The sequence below is a fragment of the Nocardioides sp. LS1 genome (genome assembly GCF_003865225.1).
Lineage (GTDB): Bacteria > Actinomycetota > Actinomycetes > Propionibacteriales > Nocardioidaceae > Nocardioides > Nocardioides ginsengisegetis.
The window spans coordinates 93,470-113,847 of the sequence record NZ_BIFF01000007.1 but is presented as its reverse complement, the minus strand read 5'-3'; the positions used below and the strand labels follow the sequence as shown (position 1 = coordinate 113,847).

Sequence of the window (20,378 nt, the reverse complement as noted above, 5' to 3'; positions counted from 1 at the left end):
CGGATATGGTCTAGGCATCACAAATCACGTGGCCGACATTATTTGCGCGGGTTTCAATAACCGTATAGTTGCAGGGCAATCGAGACGTAGCGCGGCGAAGTATCGATTCTTCGGATATCGCGAAGACACAGGGGCCAACGCTCGACATTCCGACAAAAGGGGCGATTGTGGACAATAGTTCGATTGCTGACAGCGAGGCCGGCGAAGCAGCGATCTCCAAGGATTTGAAACCTAAGCGTGAGAACTGGGCGTAGTGCGTTCCAGCGGCAACCAGATCGCGCTCCACAAGCGCTGGCAAGATCCCGTGATAGAGCAGGGCGAGCTGCGACAACACGTCTGACGCGGGCACCGGTGTACTCCGTTGGAAGAAGTCGGACTCACCGACTCCACTCTTGCCTTTCGTGGTAGGCAAGGCCAGCGTGACGAACCAGCGCGGGTCCAGCTCGATCCTGCTGATCACGGGTGGTGTGCTCGTGGGATGGACGTCCGCTGAGGGCGCGAAGGCCCGCCTGCCTCGGTGACCGGCATCAACGATCAAGCCGCCCGCAAAGAAGCCGCTGACGCCCACCCCGCTTGTGCCCCCGCGCTCCGAGAGGCGTCGGATCTCGTCACTGTCGATGGCAATTTCACTGCCTGCCGCCACACACGCGAGCGCCGCCAGCCTGAGCGCGGTGCCGCGACCCAAGCCGGCGTGGGCTCGAGGCTGTGCGACGATCTCGATGTCGCAACCAGGCAGGGCGTGGGCAGAACACAGAGTTTCAACGATGCGGGTTAGCACGTCTCGTTCCGGCAGGCTCAGATCCCCGGAGAGTGTGGTCACTTTCGCTGGCCTGCCGGTGACGATCACACCCGGGTGATCGATCATGAGCCCGAACCCTCCGTAGGTCCTCGGCGTCGCGTGCGCGAGATCAATCAGCCCCATGTGCAAGCGAGAAGGCGCACTGACACGGGTCAGAGGTGCGACCAAGATGGCTCCTCAGAGAACCGACTCCAGATGTCCGCAAAGTGTGCCTCAAGTTGATCAAAGATCGACGTGCCTCGACGGATGCGAACGGTCAGCGTGTTGCTGCTTGCGCGGCCGCTCAGATATGGACCCCAGAACAGGTCATCGTCGATCCTGAAGATGTTGACGGTTGGCAGCGACTTGTACGTGCGGACCTGGAGGCGACCCGTGTTGAATCCGGGCTCTGAGCCATACCGATTGTTGTATTGCTTCAAGAACTCCGCGACTTCTGACTGTATGACTCCTGGGGTCTGCTCCTCTTCGCTGTCGCGCTGTGCGGCATAGGCGCTGTCGGCGTCAAGCAAGAGAATGCGGATATGGGCACGACTGCTCATCGTTCCTAGCTTGTCGAGATAGTCGCGGCGGAAGTCTTTCAATCCGAACCCGATGATGTCGATCTGGCTATGAGCACGGCCCAGACGGTCGTCGTACTCTTGGCGGATCTGGGCGGCCCGCTGAACGTAGATTCGTTCAACTCCTGACGTCCAGAGAGATTCGAGCCGGTACCTCACTCCGTCGGTCCTGGCTACGTAGACGTAGATGACTGCGCCGGCCGCGCCAGTGGCTATAAGGCCCGTTCCGATCGCTGCGGCGACATCAGAACCGATGGCGCACAAGATGGCCCCGATAAGGATGAGGACAACGTGCGCGAGGTAGTAGACCACGGTGGTAGTCGAGAACTTGGCCTTGCTCAGGACGGCTCCTTGTTTGGGGTGAAGCAAGCGTAGTCGTGACGACCCCGCGATCCGACAGAACCGCACAAGCGGCGCCAGGGCAAGTCCTTCTGCTGGCGAGGTGGCCTCTGCGCTTCGAATGCGACGCCCGGGCCGGCTGGGAGCCGCCAACTTCACGGGGCTTAGGTAGGCCCGTCCGGAATGCTCCGTGCTGGTGGAGGCTGTCGCAGGGCGCGGTCATTCTGGGCGGAAGGACGCCAGCCCTCTCCCTGCGTTGGTCAGCTCGCGACGGCGGAGGCCGAGGCCTCCTCGAGGCTCTTCGCAGCCAGCCGGTCGGCGCGCTCGTTGCCCTCGTCGCCGGCGTGGCCCTTGACCCAGTGCCACTCGACGGCGTGCTTCTCGTGGGCGGCCTGGAGCTGCTTCCAGAGGTCCACGTTCTTGATCGGCTGCTTGGCGGACGTCATCCAGCCGTTGTGCATCCAGCCCGGCAACCACTTCATGATGCCGTTCCGGACGTACGTCGAGTTCGTGGAGAGGTGCACGACGAACGGTGACCCTCACTCGGGCCTGGTCCCGAGAGCCGGCCAGTGGGTGCGGGCATGGACCAGGGCGGGCCGCTCCAACGCCGAGACGAGCCTCTCGAACACGGCAGTTGCCTGGGGGCCGTGCCAGCTCGACGCCAGGACTTCGGCGGGAAGCCCGGGGTCCATGTAGGGCAGCTTGCGCCACTGGTCCAGGGCCTGGAGGTAGGTGACGAAGGCGGATGCGTGGTCTGGCTGCCTGCGCTCGGCAGCAGCGACGCCAGGTTCGTACGTCGCGACGAACTCGCGATAGGCCTCGTCGATCGCCGCGAGGTCCCAGCTGCCGTAGAGGAGCGCGGTGAGGTCCTGCGTGCCGTGGTAGGCGCCGACGAAGACGGCGGTGTAGGCCTCGAGGCCGAGCTCGGCGACCGCCCGTTCGGCGGCAGCGCGCATCCGGGCGGGCGCGATCCACAGCGCGGTGCCGACGTTGCCGAAGCCGAGCGAGGACAGGTGGGCGCGGAGCTGCTGACGCTTGGCCCGCATGGTCTCCGGCACGCCGAAGTGGACGATGCACCAACCGTCGGCGAGGTCGGCCGGGGTGCGTGCATGCCAGATCACCTCGTCCCCGGCGGCCAGCGTCTCGAGCGCGGCGGTGGTGAGGGCATAGCCGCGGGCGCCGTCGCGCGCCTCGGACTCCAGCCAGCCCTTGCCCTTGAGCCGGTGCACCGCCGTGCGGACGGCAGGCGCGTCCAGCCCGGCCTGGGTGAGCAGCTCGACGGTGCCGGCGATCGGCATCCACGACCCGAGCGGCCGCACCACCGCTCCCAGGAAGGTGATCACGGTGGAGCGGGACTGGCGGTTGGGCTGGGTCACGTCCGCACCGTGCCAGCGGGGGTCCAGCGGAGGTGCACCCGGTCGTCCACGCCCTCCCGGAGGAGCTGGAGCCGCGGCGGGATCTTGTCGGTCCGCGACGTGGGCGGGCGCCGGCGACCCGCGGCCCACATGTCCGGCCAGTCCGCGCCCGGGCCGGCGTACTCCTGCTCGGCGGCGGCGTGCAGCGCCCAGTTCGGGTCGTAGAGGTGGGCGCGGCCCAGCGCGCACAGGTCGGCGCGACCGGCGAGCAGGATCGAGTTGACGTCGTCGTAGCTCGAGATCGCGCCGACCGCGATCACCCGTACGCCGGCGGGGGCTGCGACCCGGTGGCGGATCTTGTCGGCGAACGGGGTCTGGTAGGACCGCCCGAAGGCCGGCTTCTCGTCCTTGCTGACCTGGCCCGTGGAGACGTCGATCGCGGCGGCACCGTGCTCGATGAAGGCGCGCGCGATCTCGACTCCGTCCTCGTCGGTGTTGCCGTCCGGCATCCAGTCGGTCGCCGAGATGCGCACGGTGACCGGCACGTGGCCGGGCACGGCCGCCCGGACGGCGTCGAAGACCTCGAGCGGGAAGCGCATCCGGTTCTCCAGCGAGCCGCCGTAGTCGTCGGTGCGCTGGTTCGACACCGGCGAGAGGAAGGAGCTCAGCAGGTAGCCGTGCGCGGCGTGCAGCTCGATGAGGTCGAAGCCGGCCTGCACCGCACGCTCCGCCGAGGCGACGAAGTCGGCGACGACCGCATCGAGGTCGGCGCGGGTGGCCTCGCGCGGCACGTGGCAACCGGCACCGTAGGCGATCGGCGACGGCGCCAGGACCTCCCAGTTGCCCTCGTCCAGGGGCTCGTCCATGCCCTCCCACATGAGCTTCGTCGAGCCCTTGCGGCCGGAGTGGCCGAGCTGCATCCCGATGCGCGCGGTCGTCCGCTCGTGGACGAACGCGGCGACCCGGCTCCACGCGTCGCGCTGCGCGTCGTTCCAGATCCCGGGGCAGCCGGGGCTGATCCGGCCCTCGGGAGACACGCACGTCATCTCCGTCATGACCAGGCCCGCGCCGCCGAGGGCCTTCGACCCGAGGTGCACCAGGTGGAAGTCGTCGGGCATCCCGTCGGTGGCGGAGTACATGTCCATCGGCGAGAGGATGACGCGGTTCTTCAGCTCGAGATCGCCGATGCGCACCGGCTGGAACATCGCCGGCGCTCCGTCCTCACCGTGCTGGCTCCGCGCGAACTCCGCCTCCATCCGCGCCGCGAACTCGGCGTCGCGCTCCCGGAGGTTCTCGAAGGTGATCCGTCGTGACCGGGTGAGCAGGTTGAACACGAACTGCGCGGGGGCCTGATCGGCGTACATCCCGATGTTCTCGAACCACTCGAGCGACGCCTGGGCCGCGCGCTGGGTCGACTCCACGACCGGCTTGCGCTCGGTCTGGTAGGCCTCCAGCGCCTCTTCCAGCGTCGGGTGCTCGTGCAGGCAGGCGGCGAGGGCGAGGGCGTCCTCCATGGCGAGCTTCGTGCCGGAGCCGATGGAGAAGTGGGCGGTGTGCGCAGCGTCGCCGAGCAGCACCACGTTGCCGTCGTGCCAGCTCTCGTTGCGCACGGTGTGGAAGTTGAGCCACTTGGAGTTGTTGGTGAGGATCTCGTGGCCCTGCAGCTCGTCGGCGAAGATCGCTGCGATCCGCTCGACGGCGTACTCGTCAGAGGTGCCCGGCGGGAAGGTCTCGGACTCGGTGCGGTCGAGTCCTGCGCGACGCCACACGTCCTCGTGCATCTCGACGATGAAGGTCGAGCCCGACTCGGAGAACGGGTAGCCGTGGATCTGCATGGTGCCCCACTCCGTCTGCTTCACGAAGAATTGGAACGCCTCGAAGACCAGGTCGGTGCCGAACCAGATGTACTTGTTGTGCCGCCTGTCGAGCGAGGGCCGGAACCGGTCGGCGTACTTGGTGCGGATCTGGGAGTTGAGCCCGTCGGAGGCGAGCACCAGGTCGTACGACGACCGCAGCTCGTCGGGGTCGGGAGTCTCGGTGCGGTAGTGCACGGTCACCCCGAGCTCGGCGACGCGCTCCTGGAGGATCTGGAGCAGCTCCTTGCGCGACATCGCCGCGAAGCCCTGGCCGCCGACGGTGAAGGACTGCGTGTCGCCCTCCCGGTCGGTGACGGCGACGTCGATGTCCGTCCACCGGGCGAAGCGCTTCTCCATGCGCTCGTGCACGACTCGATCGGCGCCTTCGATGCTGCCGAGCGTCTCGTCGGAGAACACGACGCCGAAGCCGAAGGTGTCGTCAGGGGCGTTGCGCTCCCACACGGTGATGTCGTGCGAGGGATCGAGCGTCTTCATCAGCGTCGCGAAGTAGAGGCCTCCGGGTCCGCCACCGGCGATGGCGATCTTCATGCCGGCCCCTCCGCTCCTTCGGACTGGGCCATCTGGCGCAGCTTGAAGTGCTGGAGCTTCCCGCTGGTGTTGCGCGGCATCGCGTCGAGGAAGCGCACGTCGCGGGGGTACTTGTACGGGGCCAGCCGACCCTTGACGTGGTCCTGGAGCTCCGTGACCTTGCCGGCGTCCCCCTCGACGCCCTCGCGCAACACGACGAAGGCGCAGACGATCGCCCCGCGCTCCTCGTGGGGAGCCGCGACGACACCGACCTCGACGACGTCGGGGTGGGTGGCGAGCGCCTCCTCGACCTCCGGGCCACTGATGTTGTAGCCCGAGGAGACGATCATGTTGTCGGTGCGCGAGCGGTAGAAGTAGTAGCCGTCCGCGTCGCGGACGAAGGTGTCACCGGTGACGTTCCACCCGTTGACGACGTAGCCGCGCTGGCGCTCGTCGTCGAGGTAGCGGCACCCGACCGGGCCGATGACGCCGAGCCGGCCCTCCTGTCCGTCGCCGAGCTCGTTGCCGTCGGGGTCGAGGATCGCGGCACGGTAGCCGGCGACCGGCTTTCCGGTGGCGCCGGGGCGGATGTCGTCACCGGCGGCCGAGATGAAGATGTGGAGCATCTCGGTGGCGCCGATCCCGTCGATCACCTTGATGCCGATCTCCTGCTCGATTCGCTCCCACGTCGCCTGTGCCATGTGCTCGCCGGCCGACACCGCGACGCGAAGGCCACGGAGCTTCTCGATGCGCCCTGAGGCGAGGATCTGCTTGTACGCCGTCGGCGCGGTGGCCAGGGCGGTGACGCCGTGCTCGGCGACCAGGTCGGCGAGCTGGGCCGGCGTCGCCGACTCGGTGAGGAGCGCGCACGCGCCCGCCCGGAGCGTGAAGACCACGAGCATCCCGAGCCCGAAGGTGAAGGCGAGCGGGGCGGTGCAGGCGACCAGGTCGTCGGGCTCGAGCCTGAGCACGGCGCGACCGAAGGTGTTGTCGATCGAGAGCACGTCGCGGTGGAAGTGCGTCGTGATCTTCGGGACGCCGGTGGTGCCGGAGGTGGGTCCGAAGAGAGCGACGTCGTCGGCGGCCGTGTCGACAGCGTCGAAGTCGCCGGAGTGGCCCTCGAGGCGACGGGTGAGGTCGTCCTCGTCGTCGCCCCCGTAGGCGACGACGACCAGGTCGGGTGCGACGCCGTCGCGCACCGTGTGCACGTCGTCGACGAAGCGGTGGTCGACCAGTGCCACGGCCGGCCGGGTCTTCTGCACGATCGGAGCCAGCTCGGTCGCGCGGAGCGCGGCCATGGTGGTGACGACGATGCCGCCGGCCTTGAGGACACCCAGCCAGGCGGCGACGGTCCACGGGTTGTTGGGAGAGCGCAGCAGGACGCGGTTCCCGCTGACCAGACCGAGGTCGTCGACCAGCACGTGGGCGATCTGGTTGGTGCGGGTCAGCAGCTGGCCGTAGGTCCAGACCTCGCCGTCGGGCGTGCGCAGGGCCGGCCGATCCGGTCTGTGCCTGTCGATGACCGCATCGAGGAGCTCAGCGCCGGCGTTGAGGCGGTCGGGGTAGTGCAACCAGTCGGTCGTGAACTCCAGCGTCGGCCACTGGTCGGCCGGCGGCAGGTGGTCGCGCGCGAAGGTGTCGGCGTAGCCCGACGGGCCCAGGTGTGGCGCGCTCATCGACCACTCCCCGCGCGCAGCATGCCCTCCTGGACGACGGTCGCGACGAGCGTGCCGCCGGGGTCGAAGAAGCGGCCGACGGCGGAGCCGCGGCCGTCCTCGACCGACATCGCCTCTTGCGCGTACAACAGCCAGTCACCCATCGACACCGGCCGGTGGAACCACATGGCGTGGTCGAGGCTGGCGGTCACGAGACCCTCATCGGCCCAGGCGAGTCCGAGGACCCGCAGGGCGGGCTCGAGGATCGTGTAGTCGCAGACGTAGGCGAGGGCGGCCGTGTCGCGCTGGGCCTCGGTGAGCCCCTCGACCGGACGCAGGGCGTCGTACGGCTTCACCCAGATCGCCTGGTGGGGCGACTGCCCGCCCTCGACGGTGAGGTAGACCGGGCCGGGGACGTGGCGCATGTCGAAGCTGCGCCCGCTCGACCAGTAGGCCTTCGACGCCTCGGTCATGGTGCCGCCGGTGCGGCCCTCGAGGTACGTCGCCGACGTCGGCAGCTCGTCCGGGCCGGGCAGGTCGGCGGGTGCGGTCGCCTGGAAGCTGCCGCTTGGCTCGCCGGCAGCGAAGCTCGCCAGGCAGACGTAGACCGGCTTGCCGTTCTGGAAGCCGCGGACCTGGCGGGTGCTGTAGCCGCGGCCGTCGCGCAGCAGCTCGACCTCGTAGCGGACCTCGGCGCCGATGTCGACGGGCCGCATGAAGTAGGAGTGCATCGAGTGCATGGACTTGCCGTCGTTGACGGTGAGCGAGGCGGCGACGAGCGCCTGAGCGACCATGTCGCCGCCGTAGGCCTTGGGCCACGGGCAGGGCTGGGTGGTGGCGGTGAACGCGCGGTCGAAGACCTCCGCCTCGCACTCGCGCAGCGCGACGGCGTCGGTGAAGGTCCGCGACGTCGGCGCCGCGGTGGACGTGGCGCTCACGGGCGGTCCGCCCAGCCGGGCAGGTCGGCGTCGTCGACCTGCGGCAGGTTGACGACGATGTTCTCCGGCGTCCGGGCGGTCATCCACGTGAGCGGGTTGTTGCGATCGAGGTTGCACTCCACGTGGGGCATGAACGGCGGGACGAAGACCCAGTCGCCCTCCGACATGTCGAGGTAGTCCTCGAAGCGCTCGCCGAAGTAGATCCGCGCCCGGCCGGAGAGCACGAAGCCACCGGTCTCGGCCTCGCCGTGGTGGTGAGGGACCGAGCGGTAGCCGGCCAGGTTGCGCACCTGGCCGAACCACAGCTTCGTGGCCGGCGTGTGCTGGATGCTGACGCCGCTGACGCGGACGGCGCCCTCGCTCTGCCCGGTGAGGTCGGGCTCCTGCCCGGCGCGGGTGACGAAGGGGACGACGAGTCCCGACTCGTTGGCGTACATGGAGGCGTCGCCTTCGAGAACGTAGTTGTCGAGGTTGGGATCCACGGGAGTCCTGTTCTGTGCTGGATCTGGGCGGACGCTGGTCGTGCCGGGTGTCAGTCGGTGAGGCGGACGGTGTTGGTGAGGGTCCCGATGCCGGGGATCTCGGTCTCGACGACGTCGCCGTCGGCCAGGAACGTCGGCGGGGTCATGCCCATCCCGACTCCCCCGGGTGTGCCGGTGAGGACGACGTCGCCGGGGCGCAGCACCGTGAAGGTCGAGATGTAGGCCAGGAGTTCGGGGCAGTCGAAGACGAGCGTGCGGGTGTTGCCGCGCTGACGCTCCTCGCCGTTGACGCGGCAGATCACCTCGACGCCCTCCTTCGGGTCGAGGGCGTCCGGCGGGACGACGACGGGACCGATGGGCGTGGTGGCGTCCCAGGCCTTGCCCTGGAACCACTGGAGCGTCCGGTTCTGCCAGTCGCGCACGGAGATGTCGTTGGCGACGGTGTAGCCGCCGATGGCCCGCTCGGCCTCATCGCGGGTTGCGCCGCGGATCTCGGCCCCGACCACCACGGCCAGCTCGGCCTCCCAGTCGACCTGGACGCCGCGAGGAAGCACGATGTCGGCGCCGTCGGGGATCAGCGTGTCGGCGTACTTCGCGAAGAGCGTCGGGTGAGTCGGGAGCTCGCGGCCCATCTCGGTGATGTGGTCGGCGTAGTTGAGGCCGCAGCAGACGACCTTGCCCGGGGAGGCGAGAGGCAGGGCGTGGGCGCCGGACGACATATTTCATTCTGCTCACGAACGTTGCGCGATTGTCAATAGACGTCCTAGTGTCCCCGTCATGGCTTCCCACCTCGCGCCGATTCCCGTCAATCCCCCGTCGCTGCCGGCGCCGAGCGGCTACTCCCACGGCACGTTGAGCGGGAACACGCTCTACCTGGGAGGGCAGACGGCGCTCGACGCCGACATGCGCATCGTCGAGGGCGGCATCGTCGAGCAGTTCCGCCAGGCCTTCGGCAACGTGTTGACGACGCTGCGCGAGGCAGGCGGGGTTCCGGAGGACCTGGTCTCGATCACGATCTACCTCACGGACATCCCCGACTACCAGGCGCACGGCCGCGAGATCGGTGCCGTGTGGCGCGAGCTGGCCGGGCCGGTCTATCCCGCGATGGCGGGCATCGGCACCACGGGGCTGTGGCAGCCCGAAGCACTCATCGAGATCCTCGGCGTTGCCGTCATTCCTGACGAGCGGTTGTCGCGTCCGGCGAGCTGACCGGGTCAGCTCGCGACGCCGGAGGCCGCGGCCTCCTCGAGGCCCTTGGCGGCGAGGCGGTCGGCGCGCTCGTTGCCCTCGTCGCCGGCGTGGCCCTTGACCCAGTGCCACTCGACGGTGTGCTTCTCGCAGGCGGCCTGGAGCTGCTTCCAGAGGTCGACGTTCTTGACCGGCTGCTTGGCCGACGTCATCCAGCCGTTGCGCATCCAGCCCGGCACCCACTTCATGATGCCGTTCCGGACGTACGTCGAGTCCGTGTAGAGGTGCACGACGACCGGCCGCTTGAGCATCTCGAGGGCGCGGATCGGAGCGGTGAGCTCCATCCGGTTGTTGGTGGTCTCGCCGGGGTCGCCGCCGCACAGCTCGAGCTCGTGCGGGCCCTGCCGGAGCAGGGCACCCCAGCCACCCGGACCCGGGTTGGGGACGCACGCGCCGTCGGTGTGGATGACGACCTCGTCCTCGCTGCTCACGGGCGTGATCCTTCCATGCGTCAGGCGCGTTCGTGCACCCGCGGGCCGAGCGTCGCGCGCCGGTCGGCGTGCATCCGGCGTACGGCGCGGGTCTCCTCGACCAGGGCCGGGTCGAGGTCGGCGATGGCCAGCCCCTCCTCGGTGCCGAGCCGGGCGAGCGGGCGGCCCTCGGGGTCCAGGACGGCCGAGCCGCCGATGAAGTCGTAGGGCCCGCAGCGGCCGGTCATGGCGGCGAGGACGACGTACATGCCGTGGTCGAGGGCGCGCGCCGCCAGGGCCGTGTCGCGGCGGTGCGCGCTGCCCGGGAAGAACGCGCTGGAGCTGAGGTAGCCGACCGCGCCGGCGTCGGCCGCGTCGCGGGCGTGCTCGGGGAAGGAGCTGTCGTAGCAGATCGACAGGCCCAGCTCGAGGCCGTCGACGGTGATCGAGGCGCCGTGGTCGCCGGGCACGAAGAAGGGGGTCTCGTCGGCGTCGAGGTGCTGCTTGTCGTACGGCGCGGTCACCTCGCCGCCCGGCCGGACCACCAGCATCGACAGGGTCTTGGCGGACCCCCGGGCCAGCGGCGTGCTGGCCACGACGACGGCGCCGGTCTCGGCCGCGGCCTCCAGCAGCGGGTCGAGCCAGGAGCCCTCGAGGGCCGGGACCTCACCCAGGAAGACGCCCGGGTCGTAGCCGGTCAGGAACGCCTCGGGCAGCAGCACGAGCCGCACGTCCTGGCTCCCGGCCAGCCGCACCAGCCGGGCCGCGGTGGCGACGTTGGCGGGCACGTCCCCCGCGACGCAGGTGGCCTGCGCGGCGGCGACCCGCAGGACAGTCACGCCGTCACTCGACGACGACCTCGACCCGCTGGAACTCCTTGAGCTCGGTGTAGCCGGTGGTGGCCATCGAGCGCTTGAGCGCGCCGATGAGGTTCATGGTGCCGTCGGCGACGCGGGAGGGGCCGAAGAGGATCTCCTGGAGGGTGCCGACCGTGCCGAACTCCACCCGCTCGCCGCGCGGCAGCTCGCCGTGGTGCGCCTCGGCGCCCCAGTGGAAGCCGTGGCCGGGAGCGTCGGAGGCGCGCGCGAAGGGCGAGCCCACCATGACCGCGTCGGCGCCGCACGCGATCGCCTTGGCGATGTCGCCGGAGCGGCCGATCGAGCCGTCGGCGATGACGTGGACGTAGCGGCCGCCCGACTCGTCCATGTAGTCGCGGCGGGCGGCGGCCACGTCGGCGACGGCCGAGGCCATCGGCACGGCCACGCCGAGCACGGTGCGGGTCGTGTGGGCCGCGCCGCCGCCGAAGCCGACGAGCACGCCGGCGGTGCCGGTGCGCATGAGGTGCAGCGCGGCCTGGTAGGTCGCGCAGCCGCCGACGATGACCGGCACGTCGAGCTCGTAGATGAACTCCTTGAGGTTCAGCGGCTCGGCCTGGCTGGAGACGTGCTCGGCGGAGACGGTGGTGCCGCGGATGACGAACATGTCGACGCCCGCCTCGACGACGGTCTTGAAGAACTCCTTGGTGCGCTGCGGGGACAGCGACCCGGCCACGGTGACGCCACCCTCGCGCATCTCCTTGAGGCGCTCGGTGATCAGCTCGGGCTTGATCGGCTCGGCGTAGATCTCCTGCATCCGACGCGTCGCGTCGGAGCCCCGCAGGCTGGAGACCTCGTTGAGGAGCGGCGTGGGGTCGTCGTACCGCGTCCAGAGACCCTCGAGGTTGAGCACCCCGAGGCCGCCGAGCTTGCCGAAGGCGATCGCGGTCTCCGGCGACATCACCGAGTCCATCGGCGCGGCCATGACCGGCAGGTCGAAGCGGTAGGCATCGATCTGCCAGGCGACGCTGACCTCCTCCGGGTCGCGGGTGCGGCGCGACGGCACGATGGCCACGTCGTCGAAGGAGTAGGCACGGCGGGCGCGCTTGGCACGGCCGATCTCGATCTCTGTCACCGACACAGCCTAGCGAGGCGGCGCCCCGGCACGGCGCCCGCTTCGAAGGGTGGTGACGTGACCTACACCTGGCATGCGGTCGACGGCCGCCTGGTCGAGCTCTGCGACGAGTGCGGGTTCGACGCCCGCGACCTCACCGACGGCCGCGACGAGACCGAGCGGCTGATCACGGCGTACGCCGACCTCGAGCGCCTCCTCACCCATCCCGACGCCGACCGCCGGCCGGAGCCGGAGACCTGGTCGGCGCGCGAGTACGTCGACCACTGCGTCGAGGTGTGCGGCGCGGCTGAGCCGCAGCGGCTCAGCGACCGGTGTAGTTGGGGGCCTCGACGGTCATCTGGACGCCGTGGGGGTGGCTCTCGGTCAGCGAGGCGGAGGTGATCCGCACGAAGCGGCCCTTCTCCTGCAGCTCGGCGATGGTGCGGGCGCCGGTGTAGAACATCGACTGGTTGAGCCCGCCGATGAGCTGGTGGCTGACCGCGGCGAGCGGGCCGCGGTAGGCGACCTGGCCCTCGATGCCCTCGGGCACGATCTTGTCGTCGCTGGTGACCTCGGCCTGGAAGTAGCGGTCCTTGGAGTAGGACTTCTTGCCGCGGCTCGACATCGCGCCCAGCGAGCCCATGCCGCGGTAGGACTTGTACTGCTTGCCGTTGACGAAGACCAGCTCGCCCGGCGACTCCTCACAGCCCGCGAGCAGCGAGCCGAGCATCACGGAGTCGGCGCCGGCCACGAGGGCCTTGGCGATCTCGCCGGAGTGCTTCATGCCGCCGTCGGCGATGAGGGGCACGCCGGCGGGCTTGGTCGCCAGGCTCGCCTCGTAGACCGCGGTGACCTGCGGGACGCCCACGCCGGTGACGACGCGGGTGGTGCAGATCGAGCCGGGCCCGACCCCCACCTTGACGGCGTCGGCGCCGGCGTCGACGAACGCCTGCGCGCCCTCGCGGGTCGCGACGTTGCCGCCGATCACCTGGACGTGGCGGGTCGCGGGGTCGGTCTTGAGGCGCTGGACCATGTCGAGCAGCATCCGGACGTTGCCGTGGGCGGTGTCGGCCACCAGCACGTCGACCCCGGCCTCCACGAGGGTGGTCGCGCGCTGCCAGGCGTCGCCGAAGTAGCCGATCGCCGCACCGACGAGCAGGCGCCCGTCGGCGTCGTACGACGCGTTGGGGAACTGCTCGGACTTCACGAAGTCCTTGACCGTGATCAGGCCGGCGAGGCGGCCCTCGTCGTCGACCAGCGGCAGCCGCTCGCGCTTGTGCTTGCGCAGCAGGAGCGTCGCCTCGTCGCGGTCGATGCCGACCGGGCCGGTGATCAGCGGCATCGGCGTCATCACCTCGTCGACCTTCGTGGTGGCCCACTCCGCGACGGGGGTGAACCGCAGGTCGCGGTTGGTGATGATGCCGAGCAGGCGCATGTCGGAGTCGACGACGGGGAGGCCGGAGACGCGGTATTCGCCGCAGATGCGGTCGAGCTCCTCCAGCGTCGCGTCGGGGCCGATCACGACGGGGTTGGAGATGATGCCGGTCTGGGTCCGCTTGACGAGGTCGACCTGGTAGGCCTGGTCCTCGATCGAGAGGTTGCGGTGGAGGACGCCCACGCCACCCTGGCGGGCCATCGCGATGGCCATCCGCGACTCGGTGACGGTGTCCATCGCGGCACTGATCAGCGGGACGTTGATCGAGATCTCGCGGGTCAGGCGGGTCGTGGTGTCGATGTCCGCGGGCGCCAGGTCGGAGTGACCCGGCAGCAGCAGGACGTCGTCGTAGGTCAGGCCCAGGGCAGCGAACTTCTCGGGTACCTCCATGCGCAGATCCTACGGGGCGCCCCCGCGGCTCAGGGAGCCGCCATGAGCACGAAGGGCGCGGTCGCCGCGCTCAGCGCCGGACCGGGCGCAGCTCCCGCACCGGCACCCGCACGGTCAGCACGTCGGCGGCCATCCGGATCCGGCCGCGGAGGCCGGCCGCGAGGACCATCGGCAGCACCGCCTGGTTGTCGGCGCGGGTGGTCAGCACGATCTCCGAGGCCCCCATGGTGTTCGCCAGCCGCGCCGCGTCCACGAGCAGCCGGGTGCCGATGCCGCGGCGCTGCCAGGCGGGGTCGACGCGCAGCGTCACCGGCCGCACCTCGGGGTCCTCGACCGGCGGCCGCACGACGGCCAGGCCGACCGGGGTGCCGTCGATGAGGGCCGAGACGGCGTCGCCCTCCACGACGTACTCCGGGGTCGCCCCGGCGCCGACCCGGCGGCCCAGGGTCGGGGCCAGCGCGGACTCGCGGCCGCGGGCCAGAACGTCGCTGACCAGGTCGGCCATCGAGACGCCGCGGGCGTGCTCGGTCGCGGTGAAGGGCGCCGTACGACGGACCTGGACCTGCACCTCCCCCACCATCATGTCCATGACGTCCTGGACGGGGGTCAGCGTGCCCGCGACCGGGTCCGCCTCGGCGTCGAAGAGCAGGGCGACGATCTCGGGGAAGGACGCGGGCTGGGCGAGGATCTGGCGTGCGGCCTGCACGTAGCGGGTCGGCTGGTCGGTCAGCGCCGCCTCGGTGCACGGCGAGGCACTCACGGACTGCCCGCCGGAGGCCTCGATCAGCTCGGCGATCTCCGGCAGGCCCCAATCTTCGGGCGTGCGCAGCACGAGCTCGTCGGTCACCGTCTCGATCCCGGGGAAGATCTGCAGCCCCAGGATGTTGACGCCCGCGGCGCCGCAGCTCTGCGCGAGCACGGCCAGGGCGCCCGGTCGGTCGGGCAGGGTGGTGCGGACTCGCCACAGCATGGTGATCTCCCCCTCGAGACGCGCCGGCGCCGGTCGCCGGTCGACCCACCGAGCCTGACCCGGACGTGTTGCCGGATCGGGTCCGCCGTGTTTCGGCGGTGGAACAATGGCCGGATGGCCGAGTGGATCTACTTCCTGCACCCTCCGCAGACCGACTTCGCCGAGACGATGACCGAGCACGAGGGCGAGGTCTTCGGGGAGCACTTCACCCACCTCCAGAAGCTGCTCGCCGACGGCGTGCTCGTGCTGGCCGGCCCGACGCTGGGTCCGACCAACACCGGCATCACGGTCTTCGAGGCCCCCGACGAGGACGCGGCCCGCGCGATCATGGAGTCCGATCCCGCCATCGCGCGCGGGGTGGTCACCGGGGAGCTGCGGCCGTTCCGGGTCTCGCTGCTCCGGGGCCGGGAGTAGGCAGCAGCACCTCGACGCGGAGACCCCCGGCCGGCGCGTCGGACAGTCGCACGTCCCCGCCCCGGCTCCGGACCAGCCCGCGGACGATGGCCAACCCGAGCCCGGCGCCCCCGGCGTCGCGATCGCGCGCGTCGTCGAGGCGCGTGAACCGCTCGAACACCCGCTCCCGGTCCCCGGACGGGACACCGGGTCCGTCGTCCTCGACGGCGACCACCACGAGGTCCGCGAGGATCGAGGCCGACAGGCGGATGGTGTGAGCGTGCCGCGCGGCATTGGCGACGAGGTTCGCCAGGACGCGCTCGAGCTCCCCCGGACCCATCGACACCGACAGGCGAGCCCCGGGCTCCACCTCGATGCGGACCCCGGGCGAGGTCCACTCGCGAGCGACGTCCTCCATCACGGGACCCACGGCAACGGGCTCCGGCTCCACCGCGGGCTCGTCGTCGGAGGCGTCCAGCCGGGCCAAGGCCAGCAGGTCGTCGACGAGGGCCCCCAGCCGGACCACGTCCGCGTGCAGCTCCTCGGCGAGCTGGCCGCCGTCACCGAGCCTCCGGGCCACGTCGATCTGCATCCGCATCGACGCGAGCGGGCTGCGCAGCTCGTGGGCGGCGTCCGCCACGAAGCCCGCCTCCCGGTCCCGCGCCCGGTCGAGGCGGTCCAGCATCGAGTTCAGCGTGACCGCCAGCGCGTGCACCTCGTCGTCGGACGGCGGCACCGGCAGTCGCTCCCCGCGGGCCGACCCGGAGATCCGGTCGGCCGAGGACCGGAGCTCCTCGACCGGGCGCATGGCGGCACCGATGACGCGCCAGGCGATCAGGCCGAGCACCACCAGCAGCAGCGGGAAACTGATGACCAGCACGCGCCGGAGCAGGGCGTCGCTCGAGATCCGTTGGTCGATCGGCTCCGCGACCAGGACGGTCAGCTGTCGGCCCTGGGCGGTCACCCGGGTCGACCACACCTGCAGCTCCGAACCCGTGGCAACGCGTGAACCCGGCACGGTCACCGAGTCCGTCAGCGCCCGAGCCACCTCGGCCGGTGTGAGCAGCGCGGTGAGCGGGTCTGCGTTCTGCGACGCGCTCACCACGCGGCCCCGCTCGTCCAGCACCTGCACCGTCTCCACGCCCGAGACCGCAAGCGTCCTCGGCAGGCGACCGGCCCTCGCGAGGCTCACCACCTCGGCCGCCGTCGCCCGCGCAGCGTGCTCGACCCGTCGTTCGGTGGCGACGTGCAGTGCTGCGGCGAGGGCGACGCTCCCGACGGCCTGGGCGATCGCCAACCCGAGCAGCCCGACGACCATCAGCCGTGAGCGGAGGGACCACGACCGCCACGGGGCGTTCATGCGATCGCGGACCCGCCGAGCCGATATCCCGCGCCGCGCACCGTCCGCACCAGCTCCGCACCGAGCTTGCGGCGCAGGTAGCCGACGTACACCTCCACCGCGTTGGGGTCGTGCCTGCCGTCCCAGACCTGGTCGAGCAGCTCGACCTTGGTGAGCACGCGGTCCGGGTTGCGCAGGAAGTACTCGAGGAGCACGTACTCACGGGGGCTCAGGCTGACGGGCTCGCCACCCAGCGTCACCTCGTGGACCGCCGGGTCGAGGCACACGTCACCCCAGCTGAGCACGACCGGCCTGGCGTCCCGCGGCCGCCGCATGAGGGCCCGCAGGTGCGCCAGGACGACGACGTAGGAGAGCGGCTTGACCAGGTAGGCGTCGGCGCCGCAGTCGAGGCCGTCGGCCTGGTCGTGGGGGCCGTCCTTGGCGGAGAGGATCAGGACCGGGACCCAGTTCTCCTCGGCCCGGAGGGTGCGGACGACGTCGTAGCCGGACATGCCCGGGAGCATCACGTCCAGCAGGACCGCGTCGTACTCGCCCTCCCGGGCGGCGGTCAGGCCCGCGGGCCCGGTGTGGGCGATGTCCACGGAGTAGCCGTCCGCGCTCAGCCCCCGGCGCAGGGCGTGCGCCATGCGCACCTCGTCCTCCACCACCAGCAGCCGCACGCCCACATCCTCACGCTCGACCTGTCGCCGGGCACAGGTTCTCAGCGACTTCACAGCGCCGATCCCCAGAATAGGGACCATGACCACGTTCGCCCGCCGCCCTGTGCTGCGCTGGCTCGCGCCCCTGGTGGCGGCGCTGCTCCTCGCCAGTGCCGGCGCGACCATCGCCACCATCAGCGCGGGGGCACGGGACGCCCTGTCGCCCCGCAGCGCGGCCCAGCTCCTGGTCGACGTCCAGAAGGCCAGGGTGGCGGGGTTGTCCGGCACCATCGTGCAGACCTCGAACCTCGGGCTGCCCGCCCTGCCCAACGTGGGAGGCAGGTCCAGCGCGGACTTCACCAGCCTGGTGTCCGGGTCGCACACGCTGCGCGTCTGGTACGCCGGGCCCTCCAAGGCCCGGCTGGCGCTGCTCGGCGACATGAGCGAGTCGGACCTGATCCGCAACGGCCCGGACGTGTGGCTCTGGTCGAGCAGCTCCAACACCGCGAAGCACGCCACGATCCCCGCCTCGGCCGACACACCGGACCCCGCCGACACCCCGGTCACGGACGCGCCGGTCACCCCGCAGGAGGCCGCGGACATGGCCCTCGAGCAGATCACCCCGACGACCAGCGTCACGACCGATCCCGCCGCCGTGGTGGCCGGCCGATCGGCGTACCAGCTCGTCCTCGAGCCGAAGGACGCCTCCACGCTGGTCGGGACGGTGAAGATCGCCATCGACGGCGCGACCCACATCCCGCTGCGGGTCCAGGTCTTCCCCCGAGGCTCCACCGATCCGGCCTTCGAGGTCGGCTTCACGGCGTTCGACCCGAGCGTCCCCTCGGACTCGGTCTTCGCCTTCAACCCGCCGCCCGGAGCCACCGTGTCGGAGATGCTCGGCCAGCACGGCACCGACAGGAGTGGAGACCCGGGCACGGATCCCGCGACCCACGAGGGTGACCGGTCCGCAGCCGCGCCCACGGTGGTCGGGAGCGGATGGGCCTCGGTCGTGGTGGCCACGCTGCCCCAGTCCCAGGCGTCCGGCGGCGGGCTGGGCAGCTTCGACGGCGTCGTCAAGCGATTGCCCGTGGTCTCGGGCAGCTGGGGCTCGGGGCACCTGTGGCGTGGCACCCTGTTCTCCGTGCTGGTGACCGACGACGGGCGCGTGGCCGCAGGGTCGGTTGCTCCCGACGCCCTCTACGCCGCACTCTCGAGCCCGTGAGCCAGGCTTCGACGACACCCGCCGTCCGGACGGCGGGACTGACCAAGGCGTTCGGCGCGCACCAGGCCGTGGCGGGGATCGACCTGGAGGTGCCGTCCGGAGCGGTCTACGGCTTCCTCGGACCCAACGGGTCGGGGAAGACCACGACCATCCGGATGCTGCTCGGGCTGGTCCAGCCGACAGCCGGCTCCATCGAGCTGCTGGGCAGCCCCGTGCCCGAGCGCGTGGTGGACGCCCTGCCGCGTGTGGGTGCGCTGGTCGAGGGCCCCGCGTTCCACCCGTACCTGTCCGGCCGCGACAACCTCTTCCGGCTCGACGCGGCGGACCGGACCGCCGACCCGGACACCGCGAAGCAGCGCGTCGACGCCGCGCTCGAGCGGGTCGGGCTGGGGCCCGCCGCCGGGAAGCGCTTTCGGGCCTACTCGCTCGGCATGCGGCAACGGCTCGCCATCGCCGGGGCGCTGCTCACCCCCAAGGACCTGATGGTGCTCGACGAGCCGACCAACGGGCTGGACCCGCAGGGCACCCGCGAGGTCCGCGCCCTGATCGGCTCACTCGCCGACGAGGGCGCCACTGTGCTCGTGTCCAGCCACCTGCTCTCCGAGGTGGAGCAGGTCTGCACCCACATCGGCATCATGCACGCGGGTCGCCTGGTCACCCAGGGCACGGCCGCCGACGTCCGCGGGGTCCGCGAGACCGAGGCGCGCATCGAGACCGACCAGCCCGCCGAGGCCGCGCGGATCATGCGCGAGCTCGGCCTCACCGACGTCCGGGTCACCCCGGGCGGTGCCGCCGGCCGGCTGGGCTCGGTCGCGCCGGAGAAGGTGGTCACCGCCTGCGTGCACGCCGGGCTGTCGGTCACGCGGTACGTCGTCGACGCCCCGCTCCTCGAGGACATCTTCGTCGCGCTCACCGGGGAGGGATTCGATGTCAGCGGCTGAGGTGGCGACCGGCGTCGTACACACGGGGATCAGACCGGTACGCCGGCCCTCACTGCGCTTCCTGCGCTCGGAGCTGCGGCTGATCTTCCGTCGACGGCGCAACCAGATCGGCCTCCTGGTGCTGGCCGCGGTCCCGATCTTCATCGCGATCGCCGTGAAGAGCACCGCGTCGCGCCCCGGCGAGGAGGCGCCGGACTTCTTCCGCTCCATCACGGAGAACGGGCTGTTCGTGGCGCTGTCCGCGCTCACCATCGAGCTCGGGCTGTTCCTCCCCCTCGCCATCGGCGTGATCGCGGGCGACTCGGTGGCGGGCGAGGCCAACGTCGGCACCCTGCGCTACCTGCTGACGGCACCCGTGGCTCGGCTGCGTCTGCTGGGGGTCAAGTACGTCGCGGTGGTGATCTTCGCCTTCGTGGCTACCCTCACCGTCACCGTGACCGGGATGGTGGTCGGCCTGGCGCTCTTCGGTGGCGGCGACCTCACGACCCTGTCGGGCAGCCAGGTCTCCTTCACCAACGGGTTCGTGCGGGTGCTGGTCGCCTCGGCCTACATCGCGCTCTGCCTCGCCTCGCTGGGCGCGGTCGGGTTGTTCATCTCCACCCTCACCGAGCAGCCCATCGCCGCCACGATCGCGACGGTCTTCTTCAGCGCCACCAGCCTGATCCTCGACGCCATCCCCCAGGTGTCCTGGCTGCACCCCTACCTCATCACCCACCACTGGACCGCGTTCGGGGACCTGCTCCGGGACCCGGTCGTGTGGGGCGGCGTGACCAAGGGGGTCTACGTGGCGGGCGCCTACGCCGTGGTGTTCTTCCTCGCGGCCTGGGCCCGCTTCGCCGGCAAGGACGTCACCAGCTAGGTGTGGGACCGTTCCGGGTCTCGGTGCTTCGCTGTCGCGTGCAACCGAATGCCGGCTGACCTCGTTCAGAGGGA

At 70.7% G+C, this 20,378-nt stretch carries 22 protein-coding genes; 6 read left to right on the top strand and 16 right to left on the bottom strand.

Translation table 11 applies throughout. The features are described from left to right. Positions 1–10: 10 nt before the first annotated feature. From EJF31_RS20510 to EJF31_RS20470, 9 genes are all read right to left on the bottom strand, one after another. On the bottom strand, positions 11–967 hold the full coding sequence (locus EJF31_RS20510) for a beta-ribofuranosylaminobenzene 5'-phosphate synthase family protein (RefSeq protein ID WP_125039047.1): 957 nt from the start codon (positions 965–967) through the stop codon (positions 11–13). Beyond that, complete coding sequence (locus EJF31_RS20505; protein ID WP_125039046.1) at positions 952–1,668, bottom strand: hypothetical protein; 717 nt, start codon at positions 1,666–1,668, stop codon at positions 952–954. Before EJF31_RS20505 ends, EJF31_RS20510 begins: the two co-directional genes overlap by 16 nt. A gap of 287 nt (positions 1,669–1,955) precedes the next feature. Further along, a complete protein-coding gene (locus EJF31_RS20500) occupies positions 1,956–2,219 on the bottom strand; it encodes an RNase H family protein (protein ID WP_260430993.1) in 264 nt (87 codons plus the stop codon). A 15-nt stretch (positions 2,220–2,234) separates the two neighbouring features. After that, positions 2,235–3,071 (bottom strand): PaaX family transcriptional regulator C-terminal domain-containing protein, encoded by an 837-nt coding sequence (locus tag EJF31_RS20495; protein WP_260430992.1) that lies wholly within the window; start codon positions 3,069–3,071, stop codon positions 2,235–2,237. Further along, a complete protein-coding gene (locus EJF31_RS20490) occupies positions 3,068–5,455 on the bottom strand; it encodes a bifunctional salicylyl-CoA 5-hydroxylase/oxidoreductase (RefSeq protein ID WP_125039045.1) in 2,388 nt (795 codons plus the stop codon). The genes EJF31_RS20495 and EJF31_RS20490 overlap by 4 nt, the downstream gene beginning before the upstream one ends. After that, positions 5,452–7,110 (bottom strand): AMP-binding protein, encoded by a 1,659-nt coding sequence (locus EJF31_RS20485; protein WP_125039044.1) that lies wholly within the window; start codon positions 7,108–7,110, stop codon positions 5,452–5,454. The genes EJF31_RS20490 and EJF31_RS20485 overlap by 4 nt, the downstream gene beginning before the upstream one ends. Next, positions 7,107–8,027 (bottom strand): acyl-CoA thioesterase II, encoded by a 921-nt coding sequence (locus tag EJF31_RS20480; protein WP_125039043.1) that lies wholly within the window; start codon positions 8,025–8,027, stop codon positions 7,107–7,109. The genes EJF31_RS20485 and EJF31_RS20480 overlap by 4 nt, the downstream gene beginning before the upstream one ends. Then, positions 8,024–8,509: a cupin gene (locus EJF31_RS20475; protein WP_125039042.1), complete on the bottom strand. Its 486-nt coding sequence runs from the start codon at positions 8,507–8,509 to the stop codon at positions 8,024–8,026. Before EJF31_RS20475 ends, EJF31_RS20480 begins: the two co-directional genes overlap by 4 nt. 50 nt (positions 8,510–8,559) lie before the next feature. Beyond that, positions 8,560–9,228, bottom strand: a complete 669-nt coding sequence (locus EJF31_RS20470) for a fumarylacetoacetate hydrolase family protein (RefSeq protein ID WP_125039041.1) — start codon at positions 9,226–9,228, stop codon at positions 8,560–8,562. A gap of 58 nt (positions 9,229–9,286) precedes the next feature. Here EJF31_RS20470 and EJF31_RS20465 point away from each other — a divergent pair, with 58 nt between their 5' ends. Next, entirely contained in the window at positions 9,287–9,718 is a 432-nt protein-coding gene (locus EJF31_RS20465) for a RidA family protein (protein ID WP_125039040.1), read from the top strand. A gap of 5 nt (positions 9,719–9,723) precedes the next feature. On the opposite strand, the gene rnhA is transcribed toward EJF31_RS20465, so the two are convergent. Genes rnhA through EJF31_RS20450 form a run of 3 tightly spaced genes read right to left on the bottom strand, consistent with a single transcriptional unit; the run spans position 9,724 to position 12,117 of the window. Continuing rightward, entirely contained in the window at positions 9,724–10,188 is a 465-nt protein-coding gene (gene rnhA, locus EJF31_RS20460) for a ribonuclease HI (RefSeq protein ID WP_125039039.1), read from the bottom strand. Positions 10,189–10,208: 20 nt separating this feature from the next. Continuing rightward, on the bottom strand, positions 10,209–11,006 hold the full coding sequence (locus EJF31_RS20455) for a carbon-nitrogen hydrolase family protein (RefSeq protein WP_125039038.1): 798 nt from the start codon (positions 11,004–11,006) through the stop codon (positions 10,209–10,211). A 4-nt stretch (positions 11,007–11,010) separates the two neighbouring features. Further along, positions 11,011–12,117, bottom strand: a complete 1,107-nt coding sequence (locus EJF31_RS20450; protein WP_125039037.1) for a GuaB3 family IMP dehydrogenase-related protein — start codon at positions 12,115–12,117, stop codon at positions 11,011–11,013. Between the two features lie 57 nt (positions 12,118–12,174). Between EJF31_RS20450 and EJF31_RS20445 the strand changes: the two genes are divergently transcribed. Then, entirely contained in the window at positions 12,175–12,498 is a 324-nt protein-coding gene (locus EJF31_RS20445) for a hypothetical protein (protein WP_125039036.1), read from the top strand. On the opposite strand, the gene guaB is transcribed toward EJF31_RS20445, so the two are convergent. Further along, positions 12,419–13,921 carry an IMP dehydrogenase gene (gene guaB / locus EJF31_RS20440; protein WP_125039035.1) on the bottom strand — a complete coding sequence of 501 codons (1,503 nt, stop codon included), beginning with the start codon at positions 13,919–13,921 and terminating at the stop codon, positions 12,419–12,421. The two genes, EJF31_RS20445 and guaB, sit on opposite strands and share 80 nt — an antisense overlap. Positions 13,922–13,991: 70 nt before the next feature. Further along, the gene (locus EJF31_RS20435) at positions 13,992–14,891 is read right to left on the bottom strand and encodes a GNAT family N-acetyltransferase (RefSeq protein ID WP_125039034.1); all 900 of its coding nucleotides are present in this window, start codon (positions 14,889–14,891) and stop codon (positions 13,992–13,994) included. A gap of 114 nt (positions 14,892–15,005) precedes the next feature. Here EJF31_RS20435 and EJF31_RS20430 point away from each other — a divergent pair, with 114 nt between their 5' ends. Beyond that, positions 15,006–15,305 (top strand): YciI family protein, encoded by a 300-nt coding sequence (locus tag EJF31_RS20430; RefSeq protein WP_125039033.1) that lies wholly within the window; start codon positions 15,006–15,008, stop codon positions 15,303–15,305. On the opposite strand, the gene EJF31_RS20425 is transcribed toward EJF31_RS20430, so the two are convergent. Together EJF31_RS20425 and EJF31_RS20420 are read right to left on the bottom strand one after the other, a co-directional pair. After that, complete coding sequence (locus EJF31_RS20425) at positions 15,253–16,644, bottom strand: HAMP domain-containing sensor histidine kinase (RefSeq protein ID WP_221767679.1); 1,392 nt, start codon at positions 16,642–16,644, stop codon at positions 15,253–15,255. The genes EJF31_RS20430 and EJF31_RS20425 overlap by 53 nt on opposite strands. After that, positions 16,641–17,303 (bottom strand): response regulator transcription factor, encoded by a 663-nt coding sequence (locus EJF31_RS20420; RefSeq protein ID WP_125039032.1) that lies wholly within the window; start codon positions 17,301–17,303, stop codon positions 16,641–16,643. Before EJF31_RS20420 ends, EJF31_RS20425 begins: the two co-directional genes overlap by 4 nt. A 79-nt stretch (positions 17,304–17,382) precedes the next feature. Between EJF31_RS20420 and EJF31_RS20415 the strand changes: the two genes are divergently transcribed. The 3 genes from EJF31_RS20415 to EJF31_RS20405 are packed head-to-tail and all read left to right on the top strand — an operon-like array spanning position 17,383 to position 20,304. Beyond that, positions 17,383–18,504 carry a hypothetical protein gene (locus EJF31_RS20415; protein WP_125039031.1) on the top strand — a complete coding sequence of 374 codons (1,122 nt, stop codon included), beginning with the start codon at positions 17,383–17,385 and terminating at the stop codon, positions 18,502–18,504. Further along, positions 18,501–19,445 (top strand): ABC transporter ATP-binding protein, encoded by a 945-nt coding sequence (locus EJF31_RS20410; RefSeq protein ID WP_125039030.1) that lies wholly within the window; start codon positions 18,501–18,503, stop codon positions 19,443–19,445. Before EJF31_RS20415 ends, EJF31_RS20410 begins: the two co-directional genes overlap by 4 nt. Further along, entirely contained in the window at positions 19,432–20,304 is an 873-nt protein-coding gene (locus EJF31_RS20405) for an ABC transporter permease (protein ID WP_125039029.1), read from the top strand. The genes EJF31_RS20410 and EJF31_RS20405 overlap by 14 nt, the downstream gene beginning before the upstream one ends. Positions 20,305–20,378: the final 74 nt, after the last annotated feature.